This is a genomic window from Algoriphagus limi, assembly GCF_024919275.1.
In the GTDB taxonomy this organism is placed as follows: domain Bacteria; phylum Bacteroidota; class Bacteroidia; order Cytophagales; family Cyclobacteriaceae; genus Algoriphagus; species Algoriphagus limi.
Genome location: NZ_JANWGH010000002.1, coordinates 41956 through 53577 on the forward strand (window position 1 = coordinate 41956; position 11622 = coordinate 53577).

The window sequence follows — 11622 nt, forward strand, 5'->3', positions numbered from 1 at the left end:
TTTCAAAATTTTATATCGAATTGATTCTTTTTCAATAAAACTCAATCTTTTTTTCTATTTCCTTAAGAAAAAGGAAGTTTTAATCTTTTTTCAATAACTTCTTTCAATAAGTATTAAAAATTTTTCAAGCTTAATAGTCAAACACTTCCTCTCAAAAATCCCTTATTTTGCTTGAAATCTAGATTCTATGATCACCTTTCCAAACGCCAAAATCAATTTGGGGCTACATATCACCGGAAAACGAAAAGATGGCTATCATGAAATTGAAACCTGCATGGTTCCAATTCCACTTTTTGATGCATTGGAAATGATCGTAGATAAAAAAGGAGGATGGGAAAGTACCGGACTTTCTATTCCTGGAGACCCGAAAGACAATCTCATTTTAAAAGCAGAAAAACTCTTCAGAAAGGATTTTCAAGGTTTACCCAATTTAAAAATTCATCTACACAAAAACATCCCCATGGGAGCTGGCTTAGGAGGAGGATCAGCAGATGCGGCGTTTGCATTGAAACTGATGAATAACCTGTTTGACCTTCATCTAGATGATTATTTCCTTGTGGAATATGCGGCTCAGCTGGGAAGTGATTGTCCTTTTTTCGTAGAAAATACTCCTAAAATAGCCCGGGGAAGAGGTGAAATTTTAGAACCTGTAGACTTATCACTTCAAGGATCCTATTTGGTTTTAATTCATCCCGGAATCCACGTAGGGACCAAGGAAGCTTATGCAGGAGTCACTCCTAAAACCCCTTCTATCAACTTGGAAGAGGTTTTAGCAGACAAATCCAGATGGAAAGAGGAGTTGGTCAATGACTTTGAAGCCAGCATTTTTCAATCCTATCCCGAAATCGCAGAGATCAAATTGAAACTCTATGAATCCGGCGCCTATTATGCAGCTATGTCAGGCTCGGGTTCTACTGTCTTCGGGCTTTTCCATGAAAAGCCAAGTAACCTTAGCTGGAAAGAGGAGTATTTTGTATTTGAGAAACAGCTTTAAATAAAAGGCAAGATTAACCCAAAGTACGAACAGCTTTTCTCCTTTTATTCCAGTAATTCAATACAGGGTAAATCAAAACTGAAATCAAAATAATCAAGGTGCCTAGATAAAATTCTGGGGTCATTTTTTCCTTCTCACCAAATATCAAAACTGCCAAAACAATCCCATAAACCGGTTCCAGATTGATAGTGAGGTTAATCGAAAATACAGTCAGTCTTTTCATCAATTCCACAGAAACTGAAAAGGCATAAACCGTACAAATTCCTCCTAAAATCAAAAGCCAAAACCAATCATAGCCTTGCCAAGCCCATTGAATCCCCGTCCCGTCCGACAACCAAAATGCATAAATTGGCATAAAGAGAAGAACCGATAATGAGGCCCCTGACATTTCATAGAAAGTAATTTGATAGGGATCATGGCGCTTGGTCAGTCGACCATTGATCACAGAGAAACAGGCCGCCAAAAAAGCTGAAGCCAAAGCCATGGAGAGCCCCAACCAATATCCAGTCTCAAATTTAAAAATCACCAAGAGTCCAGAAATCACCATCAATCCCAACGCGACTTCATACCATTTTACCTTTGTTCGATTAAAGAAAGGTTCAACAAAAGCTGTCCACAGGGAGGTGGTTGCCATACCTGCGAGGCAAACAGAAGCAGTAGAAACCCTAGCAGACCAAAAGAATAAAATCCAATGCAAGGCTATGATTACCCCAGTGCCCAATACTTTGATCATTTGACTTGGTGGAATCAAGATGGGCTTTCGCTTCCAAGCAAAAAGTAAAGCCACACCCACCGATGCAATCAATGTCCGATAGAAAACCAACTCCAATGCAGGAAGGCTAATTAACAAACCAAGAATGGCTGTAAATCCCCAGATCAGGACAATCAGGTGGAGTAAGAGATAGTCTTTAATAGAGGCTTGCATCTATCGAGGGACAGTTTTGTAAAGCACCAAACCAGTTAATCCAAAAATGATGTTAGGTAGCCATACAGCCAAAATGGGATATTCCGAACCATTTTCTGCAAAAGTCCTCGATAGGATAAATAAGAGGATATAAATAAATGCCAACAAGAATCCCATGGCTATTTGAAAACCGGAACCTCCTCTTGTTTTTCGGGCCGACATTATCACTCCAATAAATGTCAGAATCAAAGCTGCAAATGGTGACATAAATCGGACATAACGTTCGATTTTATAATAATTCACATTATCGGCTCCTCGATCTTCTAATATTCGAATCTGCCTGCTCAATTGAGGTAGTTTTAACGTCTCATGATGATTTTCAGGAACTCCAAAGTCGTCAGGAACGATTGAAAGAACCGTATCCAACTCTGTCCCTACAGACCACTTCTCCCCTTCTTCTTCTAGTTCGCGCAGTCTCCAATTCCTCAAAGTCCAAACACTTTTTGCGGTATCCCATTCGATCCGGTCAGAGGAAAGTTTAGCAAGTAATTGCCCATCCCGAATGGTCTCCAAAGTAAAATTATATCCGGTATTACTGGTCTTGAAAAATCGACTTAAATAGGCATAACTCTCTTCCCCTACCTTAATGTGGATATTTTGCTCGTTTTGAGGAGCTCCTTTTTCCAAGTATACTAATCGAAAAACAGTGAGATTTTCAGTTGCAGCGGGAAGCACCCAACCGTTCAGAAAAAAACTGACTCCTCCGATCAAAGCAGCAGAAAAAAGAAATGGAAAAAGCAATCGAACAAAACTCACTCCACTTCCCAAAATAGCAATGATTTCTGTTCGACCAGCCATTTTGGAAGTAATGAAAATTACCGAAATAAAGACCGTAATTGGGGTTAGAAGGTTATTCAGGTACAAACCATAATTCCCCATGTACTTGAGAATCTCGATTGTTGGAACCTGATTTTGGATGTATTTATCGTTTTTCTCAGTAAAATCCAGCACCAAAACCACCAAAATCAGCATCAAGACCACGAAGAAATAGGTCTTCAAGAAATCCTTGATAATGAGTCGGTCGATTAATTTCATTAGAGTCGAGTACTTACTTTCTTAACCATTTCGGTCTTCCAGCTTGCAAAATCACCAGCTAAAATATGCTCTCTAGCCTCTCCTACCAACCATAGGTAAAAGGACAAATTATGAATGCTGGCAATCTGAGCGGCTAAGATTTCCTTTGAAATGGTCAAATGACGAAGATAAGCTTTTGAATAAAAGGAACTAACAGAACTTCCAATTGCAGGATCGATCGGACTGAAATCATCTTTCCATTTTTCATTTCGAATATTAATAATCCCTTCTGAAGTAAAGAGCATGCCATTACGGGCATTTCGTGTAGGCATCACACAATCAAACATATCAACTCCCAAAGCAATACATTCTAAAATATTTGCAGGAGTACCTACACCCATTAAGTAACGGGGCTTGTCCTTTGGCAGGATATCCGTCACTACTTCCGTCATTTCGTACATCATTTCCGCAGGCTCTCCCACCGATAATCCTCCAATTGCATTCCCCTCTCTTCCCTGATCGGCAATAAATTGGGCACTTTGTACTCGTAGATCTTTATAAACAGAACCTTGAACGATCGGGAATAGGGTTTGAGAATAGCCATATTTTCCTTCCGTCTCGTCAAATCGATTCATGCACCGCTTCAACCATCGATGGGTCATTTCCATGGATTTTCTAGCATAGCCGTATTCGCATGGGTAAGGAGTACATTCATCAAAAGCCATAATAATATCAGCACCGATAGTTCGCTGAATATCCATGACATTTTCAGGAGTAAAGTGATGTTTTGAGCCATCAATATGTGACTTAAACATTACCCCTTCTTCTTTTATCTTACGAGTTCCAGATAAGGAAAACACCTGATAACCTCCCGAATCTGTCAGAATGGGACGATCCCATCCCATAAAACGATGAAGTCCTCCAGCTTTTTCTAGTATATCCAATCCCGGACGGAGATATAAATGATAAGTATTCCCTAGAATAATCTGAGCATGTATCGGATCTAACAGCTCGTGCTGATGAACCGCCTTGACCGAGCCGGCTGTACCAACAGGCATAAAAATCGGTGTAAGTATAGTTCCGTGATCAGTTTCTAACTTCCCCGCACGGGCTTTGGTCTGGGGATCAGCATGCTGTAAAGTGAATTTCATCGAAAAGAAATTAGACGTTTTTCCGGGAAATGATCTGCCCGCAAAAATATCCCTTTATTCTTAAACGAATGCTGAAATTGATTTTATATTTGCCCAGCACAATCGACCTATGGCCCTATTTTTATTGTGGATAATATTTGGTTTAGGAGTCCTCATCCAACTCATTTACCTCTTGCCTATTTTTGGCAGAACGGCATTCTTTAACTCAAAAAAGCAAAAAGAGCAATCGGAAAACGAGGAAGGGGTTACAGTTGTCATCTCCGCTCACAATGAATTCAAAAACCTCAAGGTTTTAATTCCTAAACTTTTTGAGCAGGATTATAGCAATTTTGATGTATTGGTGATCGATGATCGAAGTCGTGACAGAACTCCCCGCTTGTTAGCAGAGATGATGGATCGCTATCCTAAGCTTCGTACTGTTACTGTCAAATACACGCCAGACCACGTCACTTCAAAAAAATATGCACTAACTTTAGGTATCAAAGTCGCAAAACATGACGTTATACTCTTAACTGACGCGGATTGTATTCCAGCTTCCGATCAATGGATCCGAAAGATGACCGCGCCAGTTCGAAACGAAGGAATGACATTTTCTCTGGGATTTGGAGGTTATGAAGCTATTAAAGGCTTTTTGAATACTTGGATTCAATTCGAAACCATCCAGACGGCATTATTTTATCTATCCTTTGCAAGATGGAAAGCGCCATTTATGGGAATAGGCAGGAATCTATGCTACCGAAAAAGCTTCTTTATGGATGTGAAAGCATTCAAAGACTTGTGGCATTTTGAAGGGGGAGATGATGATCTTTTCATCAATAAATACGCGACAGGAAAAAATACCCAAGTGGTTATTGACTCTGATGCCCGTACCATTTCTTACCCTAAGGACAACTGGAAGGATTATTTCCGACAGAAAAAAAGGCATTTACACGTTGGGAAGCAGTATAAAAGCCAAGACAAGATGAAAATTGGTTGGTTTGCATTTTCCCACCTTTTATTTTGGGCCGGAGGTATTGGATTACTGATTTATTTGGGATTAGAGCAAAATTGGGAACAATTTCTCATCGTTTTCGGTATATTCCTCGTAAGGGTTCTGTTGGTACTTTGGATTTATTCATCAGCCAATAGAAAACTTAACGGGACCAAAACCCGATCCAATATCCTGATCAACGATTTCTTGTATATCTGGTATTTTTGGGGATTAGGGACATTCTCCCATCAGTCAAAAGACATCAAATGGAAATAAACGAACGCGGTTTTTCAAATAAGGCTTTAGAGGACTTCGATCTGATCGATCGGGCAGTCATCGAAAAAGATCAGTCTGCCTATGCGGCCCTTATGAAGCGGTACAAGAAAGCCGTTTATTTCATGATCCTCAAAATGATTCGAGATGCGGATGATGCCGAGGATTTGACCATGGAAGCTTTTGCAAAGGCTTTCAAAAACCTGCATCGTTTCAAAAAAGACTATACCTTTTCCACTTGGCTTTTCCGAATTGCTACAAACAATGCAATTGATTTTATCCGAAAGAAAAAACTCAAAACCATGAGTTTAAATACTACCATGTCTGATGATAGCGGCAACGCAGTCAATATTGATGTGGAAGATGATGAAAATAACCCACAAGATGAATTCATCAAATCTCAACGGATTGAAATGGTGCGGATTTTTGTAGATAAACTTCCTGCTAAGTACCGGAAATTAGTCCAGTTGCGCTATTTTGATGAGCTCTCTTACGAAGAAATTGCCCAAGAACTGGACAAGCCTCTTGGTACGGTAAAAGCGCAATTGCACCGTTCGAGAGAGTTGCTGTACGAAATCGCTTCCGGCAAAGAAAAGCACATCTGATGAACTCCGGTACTGAATTGATTCTATCCTATTTCCCGAATCTTAGCGCGCGGCAAATCGAACAGTTTGACCAGTTGAAAGCATTGTATGAAGACTGGAACGCCAAGATTAATGTAATCAGCCGCAAAGACATGGATCAATTTTATGTGCATCATGTCATTCACTCCCTGGGTATCGCTAAAGTCATGCGATTCCAACCCGGAACCAAGGTCCTGGATATTGGGACTGGAGGAGGATTTCCAGGGATCCCTTTAGCTATCCTATTTCCAGATACGCACTTTCATTTGGTAGACTCTATTGGAAAAAAAATCACTGTGGTGAAGGAAGTAGCTCGTGCTCTGAAACTGAGCAATGTAGAAGCTCAGCAAGCGCGAGCAGAAACACTGGTTAGAAAATATGATTTTGTGATCAGCCGGGCAGTGACCAGAATGATCAATTTTTACCCTTGGGTAAAAGGAAAAATCCGAAAAGAAGATTTCAATGAGTTTCCAAACGGCATCCTTTACCTGAAAGGTGGAGATGTGGACGAGGAGATGGAGGAAACCGGGAAATCCTATGTCACTTACCACTTGAGCGACTATTTCAAGGAGGACTTTTTTGAAACCAAGAAAGTGGTTTACATGCCTTGGGAAGACAAGCGCTAATCAGGAAAATCCCAAATAAATTCATCCAATTTCTCAAAAAGGAATGATAGAGTTTTAGGGCAAACCTTCTACCTAAAATTTTCAAAAAACCAACGAATTTTCTCCCTAAAAACCTCTTCTGTTATTTGGGCAAATTATCTCCGACAATTCTTGCCATTCCATTTTTTGCTTGGTTCAAATACCCTAATTTAAAGCCTCAATTTCCGAAAGACTATGTATATCATTTTTGATACTGAAACTACTGGATTACCCCGCGATTACAATGCTCCCATGTCCGACCTGGACAACTGGCCTAGGCTGGTTCAATTGGCATGGCAGCTTCATGATGCAACCGGAAAGCTTCTCTCAAATCACAATTATATTATCAAACCTGAAGGTTTTACCATCCCCTACAATGCTGAAAAGGTCCATGGTATTTCCACCAAAAGAGCATTAGCGGAAGGTCATGTTTTGCAGGAGGTTTTGGAGATTTTCGAAAAAGATGTTAAAGAAGCTAAGTACCTAGTTGGACATAATATCGAATTCGACATCAACGTGGTTGGTTCGGAATTCCTTCGGTCTGAATTGGGTATGCCTTTGGCTGCAAACCCATTGGACACCAAGGACATTTCAACTGATTTTTGTGCGATTCCAGGAGGAAAAGGCGGAAAATACAAATGGCCTACACTTACTGAACTTCATCAAAAACTTTTTGGAAAGGGGTTTGGCGATGCACACGATGCAGCCTATGACGTGGATGCAACTGCTCGATGTTTCTTTGGTTTGATCACCCATCGAGTTCATCCACCGGAAGAAGGTATTCTTTTGGAGCAAGTGATTTACGAGGCTCCGGATTTGGGTGAGGCAAATTTTGCCCAGGCAAAGGATGAACAAAAAGTAGCTGCCAAGGAAATTTTAAAGCAGGCTGGTAAAGCAGATATTTCCGAACTGGTCGATGTTCCTTTCACCCATTTGCATGTCCACACCCAGTATTCGGTTTTGCAGGCCACGACAGAGATTCCGGCTATGGTTGCCAAGGCAAAATCCTTAAATATGCCAGCGATCGCCATGACTGATCATGGAAATATGATGGGGGCTTTTCATTTTGTAAAAGCTGCCATGGCTGCAGAAATCAAACCCATTGTGGGGTGTGAGTTTAATCTATGTCGAGATCGGAAAAATAAGAGTAATAAGGACGACGGATTCCAAACCGTTCTTCTTGCAAAGAATAAAGCGGGCTATCACAATTTGGCCAAACTAGCCTCCTACGCAAATATTGAAGGCTTTTATTATGTACCCCGAATTGATAAAGAACTTCTTGTTCAATATAAAGGCGACTTAATTGCTACAACCGGTGGACTTTGGGGAGAGATTCCATTTTTGATCCTGAATGTGGGTGAAACGCAAGCCGAGGAAGCCTTTATTTGGTGGAAGGAGCAGTTTGGGGAGGATTTTTATGTGGAATTAAACCGGCATGGAATTCCGGAAGAAGAGAAGGTCAATGAGGTTCTGCTCGAATTTGCCAAGAAATACAATGTCAAGTATTTCGCCGCCAACAACACCTATTACAATGATAAAGGGGACGCCAAAGCTCATGATATTTTGCTTTGCGTAAAAGATGGGGAGTTGGTAGAAAAACCAAAAAAATATGTAGGAAAGCGAGGTAGAGAATTCCGATATGGCTTCCCAAATGATGAATTCTACCTGAAATCTCCTGAAGAAATGAAAAAGCTCTTCGCAGACTTGCCGGAAGCTATCGAGTGTACTCAGGAAATTGTAGATAAGTGTGAAGCTTACAAGCTTGCGCGGGAAGTATTGCTTCCAAAATTTGACATCCCTGAGGAATTCAAAGACCCACAGGATGAAATGGATGGAGGTAAACGTGGTGAAAATGCTTACCTGAGACACCTCACCTACGAAGGTGCTAAAAAGCGATATAGTGAAATCACACCGGAGATTCAGGAACGATTGGATTTTGAATTGGAAACAATCGAACGAACTGGATATCCCGGTTACTTTTTGATCGTACAGGATTTCACCCGAGCAGCTCGGGATATGGGCGTTTCGGTGGGGCCGGGGCGGGGTTCCGCGGCGGGTTCAGCAGTAGCTTATTGTATTGGAATTACGAATGTGGATCCAATCGAGTATGATCTCCTTTTTGAGAGATTTTTGAATCCGGACCGGGTTTCACTACCAGATATTGATATTGACTTTGATGATGAAGGTCGCGGAAAAGTCATCGACTATGTAATCAAAAAATATGGTTCGAATCAGGTCGCCCAAATCATTACCTATGGTACCATGGCAGCCAAATCTGCGATTCGGGATACTGCTCGGGTACTTAATTTGCCTTTGCAAGAAGCGAGCAGATTAGCCAATATGGTTCCCGATTTGAAGCTAAAAGTCCTTTTTGACCTTGCAAAAAACAAATCAGCCTTAGCGGATAAATTAAAAGGACAGGCTGAATTGATTCAAAAAGCTGAGGAATTACTACGAGTAGCTCAAGGCCAAGACGAATCCGCCAAGACCGTTAATCAGGCGACCGTTTTAGAGGGATCCGTGCGAAATACGGGAATCCACGCCTGTGGCGTAATCATCACACCGGATGACATCACCAACTTTGTCCCTGTTGCGCTTGCGAAGGATTCCGATATGGTTTGTACCCAATTCGACAACTCCGTAGTAGAATCTGCTGGGCTTCTAAAGATGGACTTTTTGGGTTTGAAAACCCTCACACTCATTAAAGATGCCTGCAAAATCGTCAAGGAAAGGCATGGTATCGAATTGGACCCGGATAATTTCCCAATCGATGATGAAAAGACTTACGAGCTTTTCCAACGCGGTGAGACGGTCGGCATTTTTCAATATGAAAGTCCCGGAATGCAGAAATACATGCGGGATTTGAAACCTACGGCTTTTGCCGATTTGATTGCGATGAACGCTCTTTATCGTCCGGGACCTTTGGCCTATATCCCTGAGTTTATCGATCGGAAGCACGGTAAAAAGGAAATCACTTATGACCTCGATGATATGAAAGAATACCTCGAGGAGACTTATGGGATTACCGTATATCAAGAGCAAGTAATGCTGCTATCCCAGAAGCTTGCCGGCTTCACCAAAGGTGAAGCAGACGTTCTTCGTAAAGCCATGGGTAAAAAGCAAAAGGACGTGCTGGATAAGATGAAGCCTAAATTCATCGATCAGGCAGCTGCAAAAGGCCATGATCCTAAAAAGCTGGAAAAAATCTGGACGGACTGGGAAGCCTTTGCTTCATATGCATTTAACAAATCCCACTCCACCTGCTATGCTTGGGTAGCCTATCAGACAGCTTACCTCAAGGCGCATTATCCTGCTGAATACATGGCCTCTGTACTCAGCAACAACATGAATGATATCACACAGGTGACCTTCTTCATGGAGGAATGTAAGCGAATGGGAATCCCTGTTTTGGGACCTGATGTCAATGAATCCAAAGGAGGCTTTACCGTAAACCAAGTGGGAGAAATCCGATTTGGAATGGCCGCGATCAAGGGTGCAGGATCGGCAGCGGTAGATGATATCATCGCGGAGCGGGAAAAGAGTGGACCATTCAAAAACATCTTCGATTTTGCCAAGCGGGTGAATTCTCGTGCTCTGAACAAGAAAACCATGGAGGCACTTGCCATGGCGGGAAGTTTTGATTGCTTCCCAGAGCATCATCGAAGGCAATATTTAGAGGCTCCGGAAGGTGATGTAACGCTGATCGAAAAGGCAGTTAAATATGCACAACGGATACAACAGGAGGAAGAAAGTGCTCAGGTGAGTCTATTTGGAGGAGCAGGCGGCGGAATGGATATTCCTTTACCTACCGTGAACCCAATGGAGCCTTTTTCTCAACTTCAACAGCTAAATATTGAAAAAGAGGTGGTTGGGCTTTATATCTCCGGACATCCTTTGGATCAATACAAATTGGAAATCGAGAGCTTTACCAATTCCACTTTGCCTGATTTAAATGATTTGAACTCTCTTCGTTCCAAAAATGAAGTTCAGCTGGCAGGAATTGTTACGGACTTTGCTCATCGAACTACCAAGAATGGAAAGCCTTTTGGCACGTTGACTTTGGAAGACTATCAGGGAGGCTTCACGTTCTTCCTTTTCGGAGATGATTATGTGAAGTATAAGGAATATTTCATGAAAGGTTGGTTCCTCTTCGTTAAAGGAAAAGTCGGTCAGAAGAAATGGGCCGAAAACGAATTGGAATTCAAGGTGAGCTCTATCATGCTCCTTTCTGAGGTGAGAGGTAAAATGGTTAAAGGTCTTCGGGTAAACATAGATTTGGACGACCTCAATTATGACTTGATGGAAAAATTGGAGGGCATTACCGAGAAGTATAAAGGCGATGCCAAATTATATTTCACAGTTAAAGACCGGAAAGAAAACATCACCTTGGAGCTATTTTCGAAGCGCTTTTCCATTAACCCTTGCGAAGAGTTAATTAGCGAGTTAAAGCTCATTCCAGAGATTGCCTACAAGGTGATCAGCAGCTAGTTATAAAGGAAAAACTATCGCTCATAGAAATTATTTGCCAAGCAATTTGAACTTATTGCCCTCTAATCTACTTTCTCTCATATATTTGAGGAATTGAACCGAAACTAAACGTATTATAAAATGGGAAAAGCAGTAGAAATAACTGACGCCAACTTTGAGGAAGTTATCAAAACAGATAAGCCCGTATTGATTGATTTTTGGGCAGAGTGGTGTGGGCCTTGTAAAATGATTGGGCCAATCGTAGAAGAAATGGCTGGAGATTATGAAGGAAAGGCCATCATCGGGAAAGTTGATGTTGACACCAACCCAAGTGTAGCACAAGCCTTTGGAATTAGATCTATCCCTACGCTATTGTTCTTTAAAGACGGCCAAATTGTAGACAAACAAATCGGTGCTGTTCCAAAAACGATCTTGACACAAAAGTTGGAAGCACAGCTTTAATAAAAACTTATTCAAAACGAAATGCCACCGGAATTCCAGTGGCATTTTTTTATATTCGGA

9 protein-coding genes are annotated in these 11622 nt (G+C 41.4%); 6 read left to right on the forward strand and 3 right to left on the reverse strand.

What is annotated here, in order from left to right; translation table 11 throughout:
- Positions 1 to 187 precede the first annotated feature (187 nt).
- Positions 188 to 994 (forward strand): 4-(cytidine 5'-diphospho)-2-C-methyl-D-erythritol kinase, encoded by an 807-nt coding sequence (gene ispE / locus NY014_RS08525; RefSeq protein ID WP_259414179.1) that lies wholly within the window; start codon positions 188 to 190, stop codon positions 992 to 994.
- A 13-nt stretch (positions 995 to 1007) separates the two neighbouring features.
- On the opposite strand, the gene NY014_RS08530 is transcribed toward ispE, so the two are convergent.
- Genes NY014_RS08530 through tgt form a run of 3 tightly spaced genes read right to left on the reverse strand, consistent with a single transcriptional unit; the run spans position 1008 to position 4123 of the window.
- Positions 1008 to 1919, reverse strand: coding sequence for a DMT family transporter (locus NY014_RS08530; RefSeq protein WP_259414180.1), 912 nt, complete (start codon positions 1917 to 1919; stop codon positions 1008 to 1010).
- The gene (locus NY014_RS08535) at positions 1920 to 2993 is read right to left on the reverse strand and encodes an LptF/LptG family permease (RefSeq protein ID WP_259414181.1); all 1074 of its coding nucleotides are present in this window, start codon (positions 2991 to 2993) and stop codon (positions 1920 to 1922) included. It lies immediately after the preceding gene.
- A complete protein-coding gene (tgt, locus tag NY014_RS08540) occupies positions 2993 to 4123 on the reverse strand; it encodes a tRNA guanosine(34) transglycosylase Tgt (protein WP_259414182.1) in 1131 nt (376 codons plus the stop codon). Before tgt ends, NY014_RS08535 begins: the two co-directional genes overlap by 1 nt.
- A 109-nt stretch (positions 4124 to 4232) precedes the next feature.
- Between tgt and NY014_RS08545 the strand changes: the two genes are divergently transcribed.
- The 5 genes from NY014_RS08545 to trxA all read left to right on the forward strand — a co-directional run bounded on the left by NY014_RS08545 (position 4233) and on the right by trxA (position 11562).
- Positions 4233 to 5369 carry a glycosyltransferase gene (locus tag NY014_RS08545; RefSeq protein WP_259414183.1) on the forward strand — a complete coding sequence of 379 codons (1137 nt, stop codon included), beginning with the start codon at positions 4233 to 4235 and terminating at the stop codon, positions 5367 to 5369.
- The gene (locus tag NY014_RS08550; RefSeq protein WP_259414184.1) at positions 5360 to 5971 is read left to right on the forward strand and encodes an RNA polymerase sigma factor; all 612 of its coding nucleotides are present in this window, start codon (positions 5360 to 5362) and stop codon (positions 5969 to 5971) included. The genes NY014_RS08545 and NY014_RS08550 overlap by 10 nt, the downstream gene beginning before the upstream one ends.
- The gene (gene rsmG / locus NY014_RS08555; protein WP_259414185.1) at positions 5971 to 6615 is read left to right on the forward strand and encodes a 16S rRNA (guanine(527)-N(7))-methyltransferase RsmG; all 645 of its coding nucleotides are present in this window, start codon (positions 5971 to 5973) and stop codon (positions 6613 to 6615) included. The genes NY014_RS08550 and rsmG overlap by 1 nt, the downstream gene beginning before the upstream one ends.
- 213 nt (positions 6616 to 6828) lie before the next feature.
- The gene (dnaE, locus tag NY014_RS08560) at positions 6829 to 11121 is read left to right on the forward strand and encodes a DNA polymerase III subunit alpha (protein WP_259414186.1); all 4293 of its coding nucleotides are present in this window, start codon (positions 6829 to 6831) and stop codon (positions 11119 to 11121) included.
- Between the two features lie 120 nt (positions 11122 to 11241).
- Positions 11242 to 11562: a thioredoxin gene (gene trxA / locus NY014_RS08565; RefSeq protein ID WP_135072969.1), complete on the forward strand. Its 321-nt coding sequence runs from the start codon at positions 11242 to 11244 to the stop codon at positions 11560 to 11562.
- The last annotated feature ends 60 nt before the right edge of the window (positions 11563 to 11622 follow it).